The 19704-nt window shown below is 46.4% G+C and carries 10 protein-coding genes; 5 read left to right on the forward strand and 5 right to left on the reverse strand.

Annotated features, from left to right (window positions below; all coding sequences use genetic code 11):
* The first annotated feature begins 29 nt into the window (after positions 1-29).
* From ARCVE_RS06760 to ilvD, 3 genes are all read left to right on the forward strand, one after another.
* Positions 30-596 (forward strand): Lrp/AsnC family transcriptional regulator, encoded by a 567-nt coding sequence (locus ARCVE_RS06760; protein WP_013684021.1) that lies wholly within the window; start codon positions 30-32, stop codon positions 594-596.
* Between the two features lie 86 nt (positions 597-682).
* Complete coding sequence (locus tag ARCVE_RS06765) at positions 683-1249, forward strand: hypothetical protein (protein ID WP_156786030.1); 567 nt, start codon at positions 683-685, stop codon at positions 1247-1249.
* A gap of 37 nt (positions 1250-1286) precedes the next feature.
* Positions 1287-2930 (forward strand): dihydroxy-acid dehydratase, encoded by a 1644-nt coding sequence (ilvD, locus tag ARCVE_RS06770; protein WP_013684023.1) that lies wholly within the window; start codon positions 1287-1289, stop codon positions 2928-2930.
* A gap of 136 nt (positions 2931-3066) precedes the next feature.
* Here ilvD and ARCVE_RS06775 read toward each other — a convergent pair whose 3' ends face one another.
* Together ARCVE_RS06775 and ARCVE_RS06780 are read right to left on the reverse strand one after the other, a co-directional pair.
* Entirely contained in the window at positions 3067-10635 is a 7569-nt protein-coding gene (locus tag ARCVE_RS06775) for a right-handed parallel beta-helix repeat-containing protein (protein ID WP_013684024.1), read from the reverse strand.
* Positions 10632-11492, reverse strand: a complete 861-nt coding sequence (locus ARCVE_RS06780) for a hypothetical protein (protein ID WP_013684025.1) — start codon at positions 11490-11492, stop codon at positions 10632-10634. Before ARCVE_RS06780 ends, ARCVE_RS06775 begins: the two co-directional genes overlap by 4 nt.
* 321 nt (positions 11493-11813) lie before the next feature.
* Here ARCVE_RS06780 and ARCVE_RS06785 point away from each other — a divergent pair, with 321 nt between their 5' ends.
* Entirely contained in the window at positions 11814-13202 is a 1389-nt protein-coding gene (locus ARCVE_RS06785; RefSeq protein ID WP_013684026.1) for an aspartate kinase, read from the forward strand.
* Positions 13203-13467: 265 nt separating this feature from the next.
* A complete protein-coding gene (locus tag ARCVE_RS06790; RefSeq protein ID WP_013684027.1) occupies positions 13468-13776 on the forward strand; it encodes a hypothetical protein in 309 nt (102 codons plus the stop codon).
* An 11-nt stretch (positions 13777-13787) separates the two neighbouring features.
* Here the strand turns inward: ARCVE_RS06790 and ARCVE_RS06795 are convergent, their stop codons facing one another.
* The 3 genes from ARCVE_RS06795 to ARCVE_RS06805 all read right to left on the reverse strand — a co-directional run bounded on the left by ARCVE_RS06795 (position 13788) and on the right by ARCVE_RS06805 (position 19697).
* Positions 13788-15470, reverse strand: a complete 1683-nt coding sequence (locus tag ARCVE_RS06795; RefSeq protein ID WP_083809332.1) for a glutamate--tRNA ligase — start codon at positions 15468-15470, stop codon at positions 13788-13790.
* Positions 15471-15567: 97 nt separating this feature from the next.
* Entirely contained in the window at positions 15568-16872 is a 1305-nt protein-coding gene (locus tag ARCVE_RS06800; RefSeq protein ID WP_013684029.1) for a TrpB-like pyridoxal phosphate-dependent enzyme, read from the reverse strand.
* A gap of 302 nt (positions 16873-17174) precedes the next feature.
* Positions 17175-19697 (reverse strand): cation-translocating P-type ATPase, encoded by a 2523-nt coding sequence (locus tag ARCVE_RS06805; protein WP_013684030.1) that lies wholly within the window; start codon positions 19695-19697, stop codon positions 17175-17177.
* Positions 19698-19704 lie beyond the last annotated feature (7 nt).

Consider the following 19704-nt stretch of genomic DNA (forward strand, 5'->3'; position numbering starts at 1 on the left):
TTTAAAAGGAGGGGGTTTAAATAATAAACATGGATGACAAGGATAGACAGATAATCTCAATGCTGCAGAACAATGGCAGACTGCCTCTTTCGAGAATTGCCGACATTATAGGATTCAGCGTGATGGGTGTCAAAAAGAGGGTTGAGAAGCTTGAGTCCAAGGGATTGATGCACGTAAGAGCGATGCTGAACGTGGAAAAACTCGGTATAAATCTTGCGATCATTGCAATGGAGATGGAGAATGCCGAAGCAATTGAGAATGTCGTAGAAAAGTTTAAAGAATGCCCACGCGTTCTCCGTTTCTTTGTTACAACCGGAGCCTACAACCTTTTCGCTATAGTTATCGCGGAAGACTATCACACCCTCGAGAGCATGAGTCTGGAAAGATGCTCGCTGAGGAACCAGAAAGGAATAAGAAGGTTCGAAATATACCCGGTGCAGGACGTTTTCTACAGTAGCTTCTTTGATATAGGTGTAATTCCAAAGAAAACCAGAGAAGATGCCCCGTGTGGTGTTTTTTGTGGCGAGTGTACGAGGTATAGGGCAGAGAGGTGTGTCGGCTGCCCGACAACAGTGTATTACAGAGGAGTACTGTAGTGTATAGAGATGACTTTTTTTCAGATTTTCCACCTGTATACGGGTTAGACGCCAAAGGTAAAGAGAAATTTGCCCGTAGAATTGCATTGGCGATTTTTATAGTTTTTCTGCTCATTGGTATCCTGTTTCTTGCCTCGAAAAAGCCACTCCTTGCAAATTTGCTGACCTTCTTTTCGTGCCTGTTAATCGGTCTTGTGACCAGTGAAATGACGTACTTTGCCGCAATAGATACGGGCTGGCTGCGAAATGGTATAGAGTTTGTCAAAGCGGTTAATGCAGATGCCTGGGCATGTTATTCACCATTTCCTCTGAACTACATTATCGTAGAAAGAGAAGGAGTTACTATAGCCATCCAGTCCTCACGCAAAGTGTACATATGCAAGGGCGTTGAGGAAGATGCCAGACTGCGGCATAGATTTGCCCTCGCTACAGGCCGCGTGGCGAGAAGAGAAGAATGCAGCGAGGACTTAAGCCTTGGAGATTTCTACGTTAGAGTCTCGAAAATGGAAGAAGTCACTATTCCACACCCGCGTGAAAAGGAGAAAGTTGTAAGAGGAAAAGGGTTCAGGATCATTATACACAAACCATTCTACTGGATGCTCGATGTCGAATTGCTTGCCAACCTCGCTTGGAGTCTTAGTCGGGAGCTTTAATCGGAAGTAATTTATTGCCTTCCACAGCCTTCAGACTATGCGAAGTGACGAGATTAAAAGAGGAATTGAAAGAACTGCTCACAGAGCTCTTCTCAAGGCTACTGGCCTGACTGACGAGGATATGGACAAGCCATTCATCGGAGTTGCAAATGCTTACAACAACATCGTTCCAGGTCACATGCTCCTCGACAGGATAAGCGATGCTGTCAAGGAAGGTATCGCCTCCGCTGGCGGAGTTGCCTTCGAGTTTGGAGTCATAGGAATATGCGATGGCATAGCGATGGGGCATGACGGCATGCGCTTCGCTCTGCCTTCGAGAGAGCTCATAGCTGACTCAATTGAAGCGATGGTTCAGGCTCACTGTTTTGACGGGCTGGTTGTTGTGGGCTCGTGCGATAAGATAGTCCCCGGAATGCTGATGGCAATGCTCAGGCTCGACATTCCTGCAATAGCAGTCACAGGCGGGCCGATGCTGGCAGAGAGAATCGGTGAGAAAGTTGTAACGATAAAGACAGCATTTGAAGCTGCTGGAGAGTATAAGGCTGGAAGGATAAGTGAGGAAGAGCTCAAACTATACGAAGACTACTGTGCCGCTTATTGTGGAAGCTGCCAGGGGCTTTACACCGCAAACACCATGCAGATTTTGACCGAGACTCTTGGCTTAAGTCTGCCATACTGCTCCACCTCGCCATGTGGCTCTTCGAGGAAGCTCAGAATAGCAAAGGAGAGTGGAAAGAGAGTTGTTGAGCTGGTTAAAAGAGGAATAAAACCATCCGACATCATAACAGAGGAGTCGTTCAGAAATGCTATAACCATGGACATGCTCATTGGAGGTTCAACAAACACCGTTCTGCATCTGCCAGCAATAGCGAGAGAAGCTGGGATAGAACTTAGCCTCGATGTTTTCGACGAGATAAGCAGGAAAACTCCCCACATCGTTTCACTCGATCCAGCGAGTGAGTACACCATCGCTGATTTGGACGAGAGCGGAGGAGTGCCCATGCTGATACAGAGGGCTAAAAAGTACTTCAGCAACGAGCTAACAATTAGCGGGCTGAGGATTTACGATATAGCCACAAAGGCGTTTGTGAGGGGTAGAGATATAATCAGAGAAGTCACTAATCCAATTCACAAAGAGGGCGGTATAGCAATTCTGTACGGTAATTTAGCGGAAAAAGGGTGTGTTGTGAAGGCTGCAGCCGTCAAAGAGGACATGCTTAGATTTGAGGGAGAAGCTAAGGTCTTTGATTCGGAGCAGGAGGCATTGAAGGCAATTCTAAACAGCGAAGTTGAGGATGGAAACGTGGTCGTAATAAGGTACATGGGGCCGAAGGGTGCTCCCGGAATGCCGGAAATGCTCCTGCCAACGGCTGCAATAGCTGGAATGGGGTTGAGCAGGGTTGCACTCATAACGGACGGCAGGTTCAGCGGGGCCACGAGGGGGCCGTGCATAGGCCACATTTCGCCCGAAGCTGCTGTAGGTGGGAATATTGCCCTCGTGGAAGATGGAGACGTCATAAGTATCGATATACCTGCAAGGAGAATTGAGCTTAAAGTTGATAATAATGTGCTGGAAGAAAGAAGGAAGAAGTGGAAGCCAAAGGAGAAGAAGCTGACAGGCTACCTTGCAAGGTATGCAAAACTCGTTAGTGGGGCCGAGAAGGGGGCTGTTTTTGAGTGATTCGGGGTTTTTTATTTTTTTAGTTGAATATATTTAAGTAATATTTTCGTTGAATGAGTGCCTTATAGTAATGCATGAATTAAACTGAAAACTTCTTTGAGATGAAGAAAAAATTTAAAAAAAATTGTTACAATTGTTAGGATCTACTCCTTCCCACCAAAATTGCCAGAATTGTCATTGCTGCTACAGCCGCAAGAAGGTCAAAGCCAGGTGTTCGTTTCTCAGGCGTGATCATTGTAGATGTTGCTGGCTGGGTTTCCTTGGGAATTTCTCCCATAGATGAAACCGTAGGCAGTGGCGATGGGGTGGTTTCAGGTGTAACTACCGGTGGCTTTGCAACAATTGCAAAGAGGCTGAATGAGCTAAGCCTGGATTCGTAGTAGACGTAGTCATTGTCTTCTCCCGTTATCTCTGAGGGGATTTCAATCCATTTGTCGCCCGTGTACTTCATAAGCGAAACCTGCTCCTTTGCGTAACCTTTCTCCTCCAGCCATGACTTTGCAACTCTGAACTTTATCCTGCCCTCAGCGTCAATCTTCATTGCGGTGCCATACCTCGCAATGCCTATCTCGAATATGTTGTAAGTGTGGTATCGCGGTTCAGGAACTTCATCTGGCAGAGATCTGACTTTGGAGATTGCGAAGGTTACCGTTGCTGTTTCCTTTGGCTTTATAACCACTTCAACAACGTCTGCTGTTTCCACTATCTTCGATGATGGTTTGAATGACACTTCCTCCTGAGCAGGGACGTATCTCGCCTCCACGTGTTTAATTTCCGGTGGGGCTTCGAATGGTGGAGGGATGAAAGTTGCTCCGCCACCTCCACCCCCGGCTCCTCCAGCTCCTCTTCTTGGCGAAGTAACTGTTATTTGAACCGTTGCGTTATCCGTTGCCCCGTCGCTGTCTGTAACCGTAAGCTCAACCGTGTACGTGCCCGCTGATGAGTAGCTGTGTTTTACAACTACACCCGATGCTGTAGAACCATCGCCGAAGTCCCATGCGTAGCTGACTATGCTTCCATCCGAATCATAGCTTGAGGATGCGTTGAATGTTATTGCTTCTCCAGTCCTTGCAGACGTCTTGCTTGCCGTGAATGATGCAACTGGTGGGTTGTTTCTGACTTCAACTATTACACTGCTTGAATTTTCGTTGCCCGCTGTATCGTTTGCTTTTATTGTATAATTCCAGTAACCGAGGGATGTGGTGTTGATGGAGATGTTGAACGCTGTGCCGTTTTGATAACTTCCCGAGTCAACGAATGTACCGTTCCTGTAAACCGCATACTTGTTTGGATGCGCATCTGCAATGACAACAGTCAGGTTTGCTTTGGTGTTTCTGTAAACTGATGGCGGATAGCTGATTACTGTTATTTGTGGAGGAGTTTTGTCTACCGTCACAACTCTCGTTCCTGTTGAGTTCCAGTGATTCAGGGAGTCATTCGCATACACCCTGTACGTGTGCGTGCCTTCTGATGTAATTGTATAGTTGAAATCAACAGCCTTGCCACTTCCAAGCTTCGACATTGTGTAATTTACTCCGTTTACGTTTATCAAGGCGGTTGAAACGTTTGAGATTGCATCCGTAACGTTTACGGCGATCGTGACGGAAGTGTTTACGATGGAGTTGTTTGTAGGAGTAGGTGAGATGAATGTTATTGCTGGTGGTGTGATGTCCACAGCGAATGTCCAGGTTTGGCTTGCATTGGAATTGCCAGCGTCATCTGTTACTGCTACATTCCATGTGTGAGTGCCTTCTGTCAATCCTGTAACGGTTACTGTTGTTAAAGTAGTGGTTGCATTCCCGGTTGTGTTGGCTACTCCGTCTATGTACAGTGTATAATCGATTAAAGTGTCTATGTTGTCGTACGCCGTAAAGTTGAAGGTTACTGTTGTGCTGTCTATGTTTGAGTTGTTTACTGGCTGGCTTAGGATTATTACTGGAGGTGTGGTATCGAGAGTTATATGCCTTAATGGAGTTTGATTTAAATTACCCGCAGTATCGTTTACGTAAACTCTGTAGCTATAGCCACCTTCATTCAATCCCGTTAAATTAATCCAGCAGTAACCCGTTTTGTTGTCCGAGCTTGTGTTTACAAAGGTCATTGTGTAGTTTGTTGAATTGAATTCTAAAATACAGGTATCTACTGCACTCACACCATCGCTAACGCTCACATTTACATAAACCCAGTTTCTGCTTACATTTGCATGGTCAGGCTCTGTTGGGCTGGTGTAATAAATTACCGGAGGGGTTGTGTCAATAGCGAACGTTACCGTCTCTGTTGAGTTGGTATATCCGAGGGTGTCGTTGGCGTAGATTCTTACATAATGAGGACCATCGCTCAGAGTTGGAGTTGTTCCAACGTAATAGCCGTTGGTGTAGGTTAACGTGATGTTTGTAGTTCCATCGATCTGGGCTATGACCGTGCTAACTCCAGAAGGATCGGTTGCTGAGACGTTTATCGTCACGGTTGATGTTGCATAGGTCGTGTTTTGCGGAGAGATTATAACAACGCTTGGCGGGAAGTGATCGTACGTTAACGGCAGGTAATCTATGTTGCTTGCATCCAATACATAGGGTGAATCGCATATTCCATCACCATCCGCATCGCTACTGCATGTTTGGCTGAACCCGGTTCCATCTGGCTTAGCCCAGTAGTTTCCGCCGAGGTAATTACCTCCAATTATGTTGCTGCCGGGTGTTTTCGTGGTGTTCCAAGAATTCGTGGTTCCGGTGATATAGAAATTGTTGGTGTTGTTAAAGATGTTGTTGTAAATGAGGTTGTTGTTCGATGAGGAGAGGTACAGTCCATATGTATTTCTACCAGCCCCGTTGTTACTGATTATATTTCCGGAAATCTCGGCGTTTGATATACTCTGCAAATAAATTCCACCATTGAAGTTGTTCTCAACGGTGTTGTTCTTGAATGTAAGAGTTGGATTGCTGGAGCTGTAGCCTTTGATGTACATTCCGTAGTTGTTGTTGTTTTCAGCAGTGTTGTTCTCAAGTCTGACTGTTCCTCTGATGTTGTAGAGGTAAACTCCAGCACCAAAGTTTGATGAGAAGTTGGAGTTGAGGATTGTGACGTTCTGGCTGTTTGTAGTGCTTCCCATGTCTATGAAAACTCCATGATTGGTGGTGCTGCCAGCAGATCCAATGTTGGAAACAGTTACGTTGTCAAGAACGATGTTCTTTATAGGATTGTAATCATCCAAATGAATTCCATTGGTGCTTGCTGAGCTTATGGTTGTGTCGTTTATGAACAGGCCATCAATCTGCTTTCCGCTATCATAAATGCCATAAGAACCTCCAGAGATTGTGGAGTTGTCTATTGTGACGTTTGTTATGCTTCCAGCAATGTTGATGCCGTTTGATGCTGGGTTGGTTATTGTTAGATGGCTGAATTTTGAGTTGGAGACAGAGGAGAGGTAGATTGCATCGCTTGAGGGATTCGATATTGTGAGGTTGTAAAGGTAGAGGTTGCTAACACTCATCGCATAAATTCCATAGCTGTAACTCCTAACAGTGTTGTCAAAGGAGAGGTCTCTGACTGTTATGCTTCCTCCAGATAGACTCCTGAGATCTATTTGAGTTCCACCGTTGTCTCCAACGCTGTTATCTGATGGGGAGAAGACGATACTTCCGGAGACTGTTAAAGCTTCCAGATAAACTCCATTCGCATTGTTCTCAACGGTGTTGTTCTTGAATGTAAGAGTTGGATTGCTGGAGCTGTAGCCTTTGATGTACATTCCGTAGTTGTTGTTGTTTTCAGCAGTGTTGTTCTCAAGTCTGACTGTTCCTCTGATGTTGTAGAGGTAAACTCCAGCACCAAAGTTTGATGAGAAGTTGGAGTTGAGGATTGTGACGTTCTGGCTGTTTGTAGTGCTTCCCATGTCTATGAAAACTCCATGATTGGTGGTGCTGCCAGCAGATCCAATGTTGGAAACAGTTACGTTGTCAAGAACGATGTTCTTTATAGGATTGTAATCATCCAAATGAATTCCATTGGTGCTTGCTGAGCTTATGGTTGTGTCGTTTATGAACAGGCCATCAATCTGCTTTCCGCTATCATAAATGCCATAAGAACCTCCAGAGATTGTGGAGTTGTCTATTGTGACGTTTGTTATGCTTCCAGCAATGTTGATGCCGTTTGATGCTGGGTTGGTTATTGTTAGATGGCTGAATTTTGAGTTGGAGACAGAGGAGAGGTAGATTGCATCGCTTGAGGGATTCGATATTGTGAGGTTGTAAAGGTAGAGGTTGCTAACACTCATCGCATAAATTCCATAGCTGTAACTCCTAACAGTGTTGTCAAAGGAGAGGTCTCTGACTGTTATGCTTCCTCCAGATAGACTCCTGAGATCTATTTGAGTTCCACCGTTGTCTCCAACGCTGTTATCTGATGGGGAGATGACGATACTTCCGGAGACTGTTAAAGCTTCCAGATAAACTCCATTCGCATTGTTCTCAACGGTGTTGTTCTTGAATGTAAGAGTTGGATTGCTGGAGCTGTAGCCTTTGATGTACATTCCGTAGTTGTTGTTGTTTTCAGCAGTGTTGTTCTCAAGTCTGACTGTTCCTCTGATGTTGTAGAGGTAAACTCCAGCACCAAAGTTTGATGAGAAGTTGGAGTTGAGGATTGTGACGTTCTGGCTGTTTGTAGTGCTTCCCATGTCTATGAAAACTCCATGATTGGTGGTGCTGCCAGCAGATCCAATGTTGGAAACAGTTACGTTGTCAAGAACGATGTTCTTTATAGGATTGTAATCATCCAAATGAATTCCATTGGTGCTTGCTGAGCTTATGGTTGTGTCGTTTATGAACAGGCCATCAATCTGCTTTCCGCTATCATAAATGCCATAAGAACCTCCAGAGATTGTGGAGTTGTCTATTGTGACGTTTGTTATGCTTCCAGCAATGTTGATGCCGTTTGATGCTGGGTTGGTTATTGTTAGATGGCTGAATTTTGAGTTGGAGACAGAGGAGAGGTAGATTGCATCGCTTGAGGGATTCGATATTGTGAGGTTGTAAAGGTAGAGGTTGCTAACACTCATCGCATAAATTCCATAGCTGTAACTCCTAACAGTGTTGTCAAAGGAGAGGTCTCTGACTGTTATGCTTCCTCCAGATAGACTCCTGAGATCTATTTGAGTTCCACCGTTGTCTCCAACGCTGTTATCTGATGGGGAGAAGACGATACTTCCGGAGACTGTTAAAGCTTCCAGATAAACTCCATTCGCATTGTTCTCAACGGTGTTGTTCTTGAATGTAAGAGTTGGATTGCTGGAGCTGTAGCCTTTGATGTACATTCCGTAGTTGTTGTTGTTTTCAGCAGTGTTGTTCTCAAGTCTGACTGTTCCTCTGATGTTGTAGAGGTAAACTCCAGCACCAAAGTTTGATGAGAAGTTGGAGTTGAGGATTGTGACGTCCTGGCTGTTTGTAGTGCTTCCCATGTCTATGAAAACTCCATGATTGGTGGTGCTGCCAGCAGATCCAATGTTGGAAACAGTTACGTTGTCAAGAACGATGTTCTTTATAGGATTGTAATCATCCAAATGAATTCCATTGGTGCTTGCTGAGCTTATGGTTGTGTCGTTTATGAACAGGCCATCAATCTGCTTTCCGCTATCATAAATGCCATAAGAACCTCCAGAGATTGTGGAGTTGTCTATTGTGACGTTTGTTATGCTTCCAGCAATGTTGATGCCGTTTGATGCTGGGTTGGTTATTGTTAGATGGCTGAATTTTGAGTTGGAGACAGAGGAGAGGTAGATTGCATCGCTTGAGGGATTCGATATTGTGAGGTTGTAAAGGTAGAGGTTGCTAACACTCATCGCATAAATTCCATAGCTGTAACTCCTAACAGTGTTGTCAAAGGAGAGGTCTCTGACTGTTATGCTTCCTCCAGATAGACTCCTGAGATCTATTTGAGTTCCACCGTTGTCTCCAACGCTGTTATCTGATGGGGAGAAGACGATACTTCCGGAGACTGTTAAAGCTTCCAGATAAACTCCATTCGCATTGTTCTCAACGGTGTTGTTCTTGAATGTAAGAGTTGGATTGCTGGAGCTGTAGCCTTTGATGTACATTCCGTAGTTGTTGTTGTTTTCAGCAGTGTTGTTCTCAAGTCTGACTGTTCCTCTGATGTTGTAGAGGTAAACTCCAGCACCAAAGTTTGATGAGAAGTTGGAGTTGAGGATTGTGACGTTCTGGCTGTTTGTAGTGCTTCCCATGTCTATGAAAACTCCATGATTGGTGGTGCTGCCAGCAGATCCAATGTTGGAAACAGTTACGTTGTCAAGAACGATGTTCTTTATAGGATTGTAATCATCCAAATGAATTCCATTGGTGCTTGCTGAGCTTATGGTTGTGTCGTTTATGAACAGGCCATCAATCTGCTTTCCGCTATCATAAATGCCATAAGAACCTCCAGAGATTGTGGAGTTGTCTATTGTGACGTTTGTTATGCTTCCAGCAATGTTGATGCCGTTTGATGCTGGGTTGGTTATTGTTAGATGGCTGAATTTTGAGTTGGAGACAGAGGAGAGGTAGATTGCATCGCTTGAGGGATTCGATATTGTGAGGTTGTAAAGGTAGAGGTTGCTAACACTCATCGCATAAATTCCATAGCTGTAACTCCTAACAGTGTTGTCAAAGGAGAGGTCTCTGACTGTTATGCTTCCTCCAGATAGACTCCTGAGATCTATTTGAGTTCCACCGTTGTCTCCAACGCTGTTATCTGATGGGGAGAAGACGATACTTCCGGAGACTGTTAAAGCTTCCAGATAAACTCCATTCGCATTGTTCTCAACGGTGTTGTTCTTGAATGTAAGAGTTGGATTGCTGGAGCTGTAGCCTTTGATGTACATTCCGTAGTTGTTGTTGTTTTCAGCAGTGTTGTTCTCAAGTCTGACTGTTCCTCTGATGTTGTAGAGGTAAACTCCAGCACCAAAGTTTGATGAGAAGTTGGAGTTGAGGATTGTGACGTTCTGGCTGTTTGTAGTGCTTCCCATGTCTATGAAAACTCCATGATTGGTGGTGCTGCCAGCAGATCCAATGTTGGAAACAGTTACGTTGTCAAGAACGATGTTCTTTATAGGATTGTAATCATCCAAATGAATTCCATTGGTGCTTGCTGAGCTTATGGTTGTGTCGTTTATGAACAGGCCATCAATCTGCTTTCCGCTATCATAAATGCCATAAGAACCTCCAGAGATTGTGGAGTTGTCTATTGTGACGTTTGTTATGCTTCCAGCAATGTTGATGCCGTTTGATGCTGGGTTGGTTATTGTTAGATGGCTGAATTTTGAGTTGGAGACAGAGGAGAGAGAGATAGCATTTGAAAATCCGATGATGCTACCATTCTTCACCACTATGCCACTCTTATCATTTATCGTAATACCATTTATCGTAATCCCACTGCCAGCCAAATCAGTTCCATTTAGCGTTGACCCATTCAAATCCAGCGTTATGCTGTTGTTCACAAATGTAAGTTGCTCTGCATAGTCCGTAATTTCAACAATCATAATCAGATCGCCAGCAGAAGCATTATTCAGAGCAGATTGGATAGGTGTGGTAGAATTGTTAAAGGTTCCGCCGGCATACCACCATCCACTTGTGTTCACGTAAATCGTTGCCGCTTCGGCGCTTATAGAACTTCCAACAAGGGCCAAACTAAGAGTAATTATTACAAAAATCCAGAGTCTCATTTCTCTTCACCTTTTCCTTCTTTTTTCTTCTCTTTTCTTATCTCCTTTTCCCCCACTTCTTTCTTTTCTCCACTCTCCTTTTCCTTCTCAGGAGCGTCAAACTTCCCCTCAGCTTTTAAACCCTCAGAGGTGCAAATCTTAATTTCATAACTTCCAGCCTCCCAGTCAAAATCGAACTCTATATGCCTGACACTGCCAGAAGGAATCTCCTGCCTCAAATCGAAATGCTTATTGCCGATATAAACGGCATCAACAACCACATCCATAAATCCCCTGTTCCTGACGCTCACAACCACCTTCTTATCATCCCTGAACTCAACATTCTCTATTTCCAAACCAGCCTGCTGTGCTTGCTGTTGCTGAGCAGTTCTTGAGCCAAAGTAGAAGCCCATGATCGAGGATATGGCTCCAAGGTATGCGCCTACAACTATGTTCCTCGCTATGTCGAAAATTATCGATACCGCAAGCAAAGCATGGATGCCAACAACGAATGCTCCGGCCATTGCCCTCCTCATCTCACCCTTGCTGAGACTTCTGTCCGCTCTGTAACCCATCCTCAGGATGATGTAAAATACCACAGTCGCCGGTGCTAAGATCAGAAGGAGCACACACAGCCAGTTCCAGTTTTCCAGCAAAACTTTTTGAGCCACATTTACGGTGGAAACATTTTCAGTTAAGCTAACACTTCCAGAAGCATTTTTCAGTGCATCGCTGAGCGGTGTTTTGCTCTCATTGAGACCATCAGTGCTGTTATTCATTCCGGCTTTAGCTCCAGCAACAGTACAGAGTAAGATTGAAACGACTAATGCAGCAGCGAGCAAACTCCAGCATCCAGCCCCTCTATGAATACGAGCCATGATACCACCAAAAAGCGAAAGCCAAGCCAAAGACAGAAGAGCCTTTGACTCGACTCTCGCTTTCCGGTTGAATGATTGGCTGCGAGATTAATTTTAAAATTTTCTATTTTGATCTGAATAATCATTAACAATATTATAATTATGTGTCAAACTGTCACGCTATCGCAAAATGTTCTGGTCTGTAAAATGGCCTCAGACATGAAACTGGGCTGAAACTGTTTTGACGAATTATGATCGTCAATCAGCAACATTTATATTTCCACTCTTTTGATAGCGGAGGGATTTACACGCCCAATACAAGGGGAACAGAAGGTGACAAGCATGAGAATCGTAATGAAGTTCGGCGGTGCGAGTGTAAAGGATGGAAACAGTATACTGCACTGTGCAAAGCTCGTTAAGAGATTCTCGACAGACAACGAAATAGTTGTTGTCGTCTCCGCGATGGCGGGAGTTACCGATTCTCTCGTACATGCAGCCAGGAAATGCTATACGGAGCAATCGCCGGGCTTCATAAAGATGTTTATTGCTGAACTTGCGAAAAGACATTACGATGCCGTAAATACAGCAGTTGCTGAACCCCACAGACAGAGGGTTATCGCTCACATAGACCGCCTTATCGACGAACTTGAAAAAGTTCTGCTTGGTATAAGCTATCTTGGAGAGCTCACAAGACGCAGTGAAGATTACATACTCTCATTTGGTGAAAGACTGTCTGCTCCAATAGTTTCCGCTGCACTGCTATCAATAGGCGTAGATTCTCTCGCATTGACGGGAGGAGATGCGGGTATAGTCACCAACAGGAACTTTGGCAGAGCTAAGCCGATTCCGGGGGTTTACTCAATTATAAAGAGTAGACTCGAGCCCCTGCTCACGATAAAGCATACAGTTCCTGTTGTTACGGGCTTCATAGGTGCAACAGAAGACGGAAACATAACCACCCTCGGCAGAGGTGGCAGCGACTTAACTGCAACGCTCATCGCTGCTGCGCTTGATGCCGACGAGGTTTGGCTGTGGAAGGAAGTAGATGGCGTGCTGACAACGGATCCAAAGATAGTACCGGAAGCGAGAGTCATTCCCGAAATATCGTACCAAGAGGCAATGGAGCTGTCCCACTTCGGGGCGAAAATTCTTCATCCGAGGGCTCTCGAGCCGGTAATGCTAAAGAAGATACCCGTTAGGATAAAGAACACATTCAACCCCGAAGCCCCTGGAACGGTCATATCCGACGGTTGCGAGTCCACGAAGGACATAGTCAAGGCTTTAAGCTTAATAGAGAAAGTTGCAATCGTCAATGTGAGCGGAGCTGGTTTTGACTTCGCTGAAGTTATGGCAGATGTATTCAGGAGGCTCGCTAACGAAAGAGTAAATGTGATTATGGTGAGCCAGAGCTCGTCCGAGCTCAACCTGTCCATAGTTGTGGACGAGAGCGACGTGGGAAGGGCGATGAGAGTGCTAAAGCACATGGTCAACGGAACCATAAGCATCTCCAAGCTTGAAGATGTAGCGGTTGTGAGTGCAGTTGGAGCAGGAATGGCCGGAACTCCAGGAGTTGCAGGCCGAATCTTCTCAGCTCTTGGCAAAAACGGAATAAACGTCATCATGATAAGCCAGAGCTGCAGCGAGTACAACGTGAGCTTTGCAGTGTCGAAGGCAGATGGAAGGAAGGCCGTAAAGATTTTGCACGACGAGTTCAGACTTGGGGGCAGCTAAATTTCTACTATTTTTCGGGAAATCACGAATTAAATACTACTACAACACGTCACACTCCCAGTACTCCACCTCCCCATAGTTTTCGTGCTCAACCGGTAACTTCCTATCTCCAGTTTTTCCTTCCTCTGAGATATAATCCTCCTCTGGGAATTGAAATCTCTCCAGAAATTGTGTCATCTCTCGTCTCTGTAATATCATTCTGCTGCTCGTACATTCACAACCCCAAGAAAAAATATAATATAATTCGATTTACACACATAGAGAAATGGACGTGAATCTGGTGGTACAGGCCATCAACATCTCGCTTACGCCGGTGATAATAATCGCGTGTTTTTACGTTTATAGAAAAACAAAGCATAGAGTTCCTCTGATAGTGGGAGTTGCTTTCCTTACAAACTTCGCTCTAACCAACACTGTGTCGCTGGTGGTCTTTCAGCTTATGAAAAAAGGAATCATGGATCTCAGATCAACCTTTATCCTACTGCATGTTATTTACACGACCATAAAAGCCATCTTCACTGCACTTTTAATCTATGCAATGCTGCTGTTTCTCAGATCGGATAGAGAGGCATAAAAATACAAAAACTATGGATGTGTGTAAACAGCCTTCAGAGTCTCATCAAATGACTCAATCCTGCAGAAAGCAAAGCGCTCGAACTGGACAACCTTACCAACATCCTTAACCGCATTCTTCTCTGCAAGACCCTTGTAGTTTCTCTCGATTCCAAGCACAATGCATGGAATCGTCTCACCATCCGGCAGCCAGTGGATGATGTTTTTACCCTTCTTGATGCCTTCGAGTCCCCAGCCAACAAAGCTGAAAATGCCTTTCTCCTTGTCCTCAAGCCTGATGTTGCAGAACTCCTTTAATCTTATGATTTCTCCCTCGCTAAATCTTTCGAAGTCGTCTTTGCTTATATAAACCTCGCTGCTTCCATTCAGAATTCTGAATCCTGCCTCAGATCTGCTGGGGTTCAGCGGAAGCTTTACCTCCTTTGTCACTTCGTCCGGTTCAACGCCCTCAATCCTTATTCTGACAGGATCCCAGACGAAGAAGTAGCGGTTTGCAATCGGATCGACGATCTTGCGGTTCTCAGCATAGAGGTTTTTCATGCTCACAGAAACGTCGTTCTCTCCAACGCCGAGCGAGATGAAGAATTTCCTTATAGCTTCAGGCTGAAAACCTCTCCTCCTCAAAGCTCTCAGCGTTGGCAGCCTCGGATCGTCCCAGCCCGTGAACTCGCCTGCTTCGATGGCCTTTCTTATTGTACTCGTTGAGAGTTTGCCAAATTCGTGAATGCTCACCCTACCCCAGTGCTTTGTTATGGGGTACTCCCAGCCGAAGTACTCGTACACATACCGCTGCCTGCGCTCCGAGTCTATCAGGTCTTTGCCCCTTATTATGTGGGTTATTCCGTTGATGTGATCCTCTATGGCCGATTCGAAATCGAGGGTTGGATAAACGTGGTAAGCATCGCCCACAAGGGGGTGCGATTCGTAAATTATACGGAAGGCAACCCAGTCCCTTATCGCTGGATCCTTGTGCTGCATATCCGTCTTTATCCTGATGACGACTTCCCCTTCTTTGTAAACTCCATCGAGCATCTTCTGCCAGACGTCCAAAGCATCTTCCTTTGGAGTGTTGCGATGGGGACATTCAACGCCAGCATCGCGGTACTTCTTGAACTCCTCTCTGCTGCAAAAGCACGGATATGCTTTTTCCATCTCGAGGAGCTTTTCAACGTGCTCATAATAGATTGGAATGCGCTTGGATGCGTATAACACCTCATGGGGCTTCGCGTCGAGCCACTCGCAGTCCTCGAGGTACCAGTCGTAGGCCTCGAGCATCGGCCTTTTTGTTCTCGGGTCGGTATCGTCGAAACGGAGAATGAACTTACCATCGTACATCCTCACGTATTCGCTGTTGACTACAATACCCCTCGCTGAACCCATGGTTGCAGGGCCGTTGGGGTTCGGGGCGAAGCGCATTACAACCTTGCCCTTCTCAGCTCCTTCAAGCTCCGGCAGTCCGCGCTCCTTTGCCTCCTTTTTCTCCTCTTTCGCGTACTTCTCGAAGAGCTTAGCCTTAGCAGCATCATCGAGCGATTCAAATTCGGCGATGCACTGCCTGACGAGCTCAAGAACTTCCTTTGCTTTGCTTCTTAATTCGGGCACTTCGGCCATTATCTTGCCCATAACCGCCTTATCGTTCGGCTTGCCGTACTTTGCGGCATTCTGAACCACGTACTTCATTATTACCTCTTTCACATGTCCCGCTTTGAATGCAGGCTATTAAGGTTTTTTGATGGTTAAAGCAGGGGGTAGCATTCAGATAAGAAAAACTTCGAGGAAAAAAGAAAATAAACTACGTATCCTTCAACCTGCCGTACAGGTAGTCGTCGTACGCTGCCAGATCGAAGTATCCGTGCCCGCTGAGGTTGAAGGCAATCACTTTCTCCTCGCCTTCCTCCTTCGCCTTCAGAGCCTCGTCTATGGCGACCCTTATTGCGTGGTTTGATTCTGGGGCCGGCACAATACCTTCGGTTCTTGCAAACAGCAGACCAGCTTCGAAGGTCGGAATCTGCTTTACCGCAACGGCCTCAATAACGCCCTCTGCAACGAGAAGGCTGAGCGTTGGTGCATCGCCATGGTAGCGCAGCCCTCCGGCATGAATTGGTGGTGGCATGAAGTCGTGGCCGAGGGTGTACATCATGAGCAGAGGTGTTAAGCCAACAGTGTCACCGTAGTCGTATCTGTATTCGCCAGCTGTAAGCGTCGGGCAAGCTGCAGGCTCAACTGCAACGATTCTAATCCCTTCTTTCTCTGCATCCTTTATGAATGGGTAGCAAAAGCCGGCGAAGTTGCTTCCACCACCTACACACCCAATCAGCACATCGGGCTTTTCGTCTATAAGCTCGAACTGCTTCTTTGCCTCAAGCCCTATAATAGTCTGGTGCAGCAAAACGTGGTTCAAAACGCTGCCAAGGCTGTAGTTCGTGTTTTCATGCTTTGCTGCATCTTCTACAGCCTCGCTTATTGCTATTCCAAGACTTCCGGTGTTGTCCGGGTCTTTTTCGAGAATTCGCCTTCCGCTTTCAGTGCGGTCGCTCGGCGAGGGTATGACCTCTCCACCCCACGTCTCCATGAGAATGCGGCGGTATGGCTTTTGGTGGTAGCTCACCTTAACCATGTAAACTGTACACTTCATGTCGAAGAGTCGGGTTGCAAAAGACAGCGCTGAACCCCACTGTCCTGCTCCCGTCTCTGTCGTTAGTCTTTCGACGCCCTCCTTCATGTTGTAGTAGGCCTGCGCTACCGCGGTATTCGGCTTGTGGCTTCCTGGTGGGCTTACACCCTCGTACTTGTAGTATATTTTTGCTGGAGTCTTCAAAGCTTCCTCGAGCCTCTTAGCCCTTATGAGGGGTGTTGGTCTCCACAACCTGTAAACCTCAAGAACCTCCTCGGGAATCCTTATCCACCTTTCGTCGCTCATCTCCTGCTTTATCAGTTCTTTGGGGAAAATCGGCTCCAGATCAGAGGGTTTAATGGGCTCCTTTGTTACCGGATGCAGAGGAGGGGGCAAGGGCTTTGGCAGATCTGGCAGAATGTTGTACCACTCCCTCGGCATTTCTTCGGGGTCAAGAATAACCTTCCTCCCGTCGAAGCTCATGCCCTCTGGCAAGATTCCCGTTATTTAAGCCTTTTCCTGGTAGACAGGTATGACTCTAAGAAAAAGCTATTAATCATCAAGCACAAAATTACATTAACCCCATGCGGGGAGGGTGCGGAGTACGCTTTGCGTTCGATGATGCAACCCGCAAGCGTGGGGGTACATCCATGTCGCATAGGTCCCCTGGGGAGAGAGGCGAGAACGCCTTTCCATGAGCCCGGGGCAACCCCGACATGGTACAGAACTGAATCCCGGCAGGGTCAGCTGCTGGAGTCCGCGTAGCGATGCGATGAAGTGCGGTGTTAGCTGCCGGGTGACAGCTTTATGAATTTTGCAACAATACGTCCAGCTTCAACTGCGGGCACAATGGTAGCGGAAATGAGCAGAAGTATCGCCCACTCATGCACGCTGAGAGCGGTTGTGTGAAACGCCGTTCTCAGTGATTCTACCTGCACAACTGCAAACTGGAGCAGGATTAAAAGAGGAATCGAGGCTGCAAGAACTTTATTCTTCAGCAGACCAACCTCTAAAAGACTCCTGTCGAGAGCTCTGGCATTCAGAGTGTTGAATAGCTCAAGGAATACGAGGAGTGTGAACGCCACAGTTTGTGCCTTCAAAACGTCTTCAAAGCTTCTGAATACCCCAAGTGTCACCGCCGTGATGAAGACCGTCACGCCAAGAATGAGAGCTTTCACCTCTGGCGTAAAGATGCTTTCTCCTATCCTTCTCGGTTTTCGCCTCATCAAATCGGATGGCTTTGGATCTATACTCAGAGCTATCGCAGGAATGCCATCAGTTATCAGATTTATCCACAGAATCTGGACGGGCAGAAGTGGGATGGGCATGGCTAGAGCGAGGGCTATTAGCATTATGCCGACCTCGGGAGCATTGGATGAGAGAATGGACGTAAGGAACTTCTTTATGTTCAGGTATATTCCCCTACCTTCTTCCACGGCCGCGATTATGCTCGCGTAGTTGTTGTCAACAAGAACTATATCGCTCGCCTCCTTTGCAACTTCCGTGCCTGAACCCATCGCGATGCCAACATCGGCAGCCTTCAAAGCGGGAGCATCGTTCACTCCATCGCCAGTCATTGCAACAACGTAGCCTCTCTGCTTCCACGCATTGACAATTTTCAGCTTGTGCCCTGGCGAAACCCTTGCATAAATCGCTATGTCTTCTACAATCTCAGCAAGCTCTTCGTCGCTCATTCTGCTCAGCACTTCACCGGTCAGAACCCGACCACTTATTCCGAGCTTTTCGGCAATTGCTTTAGCCGTAATCGGGTTGTCCCCCGTCACGACTACGGTTCTTATTCCTGCTCTGCTTGCATTTTCAATAGCCTCTTTAACCTCTGGACGAGGAGGGTCTATTAAGCCAACGAGGCCAAGAAAAATCATATTTTTCTCCGCCTCTTCGCCGTATGCTGCAGCTATAACCCTCAAAGCCAGGGAGGCCATGGATTCAACAGCTTTTCTTATTTCCTCTCTTCTCGATTCGTCAAGCTCAACGACTTTGCCGTCAACCATTATTCTGCTGCAGATGTTAAGAACGACTTCGGGAGCGCCTTTGGTGAACGCAAGTCTCCTTCCATCGACATCGTTAATTGTTGTCATCATCTTTCTTTCAGAGGAGAAGGGTATCTCGGAAATTCTTCTGTACTCAGCCTTAACAACGGTTCTTGCAGCTTCAAGCAAAGCTTTCTCAGTGGGACTTGCATTGTTGTTGCAGAGGGATATGGCGAGCATCAGCATTTCAAACGTCTTGGATTTCGTATTGGGAGATATGGGATGTGTTCGTCCGTCGAAGAAGACTTCAACAGCCCTCATCTTACCTTCAGTGAGCGTCCCGGTCTTATCTGTACATATCACGCTGACAGAAGAAAGTGTTTCGACTGCGTGAAGTTTCCTGACTATTACGTTCCTCTTCGCCATCTTCCATACGCCCGCACTGAGGCAGATGGTTACCACGGCAGGCAACGCCTCGGGAACAGCAGCAACTGCAAGGCTTATACCCCAAATAGCCATTTCAACCGCTTTGTATCCCCTTAAAAGCCCGAGTGCAATTACGAGAACGCAAACAAGCACTGCTGCGTACGCAAGAACTTTCGCAACGTTACGCAGATTTCGCTGGAGTGGTGTCTCCTCTTCCTCAACTCCTTTTAACATTTCTGCGATTTTTCCAAACTCCGTTTGATTTCCAGTTGCAAAGACAACGGCCTTACCTCTTCCAAAAACGCAGATGGTGCCAGCGAAGATGATATTTTTCATCTCGGGCAGCGTTCCCACTTCAACTACTTCTGCAGTTTTCTCCACCGGCTCACTCTCGCCCGTTAGAACCGCTTCATCAACTGTAAGGCTTACGGACTCGATTACTCTCGCATCTGCTGCAATTCTGTCCCCCGCTTCGACTACAAGGATGTCACCTGGCACAACCTCACTCGCGTTTATTTCCACAACCCTTCCATCTCTCAAAACCTTCGCTTTCGGGGCAGACAGCTCTTTAAGAGCTTCAAGCGTCCTCTCCGCCTTGTATTCCTGGTAGAAGCCGAGAAGGGCTGAAAGAACGACGATGGCAACAATCATCGCAGCATCAATTAACTCCCCTATTGCGAGGGAGAGAAGTGACGCAAAAATCAGGAGAACTATCAGGACGTTTTTGAACTGAGCAATGAATATTCGGAGCGCTGTAACTCGTTTTGCCTCGCTTATAACGTTGTAGCCATACTCTTCGAGCCTCGCCCTTGCCTCCTCATCACTAAGCCCCTCAGGAGAAGTTTTAAGAAGTTCCATGACTTCTTCGGGTGTCAGAGAATGCCAGCGCACAACCTGA

The sequence above is a fragment of the Archaeoglobus veneficus SNP6 genome (assembly GCF_000194625.1).
In the GTDB taxonomy this organism is placed as follows: domain Archaea; phylum Halobacteriota; class Archaeoglobi; order Archaeoglobales; family Archaeoglobaceae; genus Archaeoglobus_C; species Archaeoglobus_C veneficus.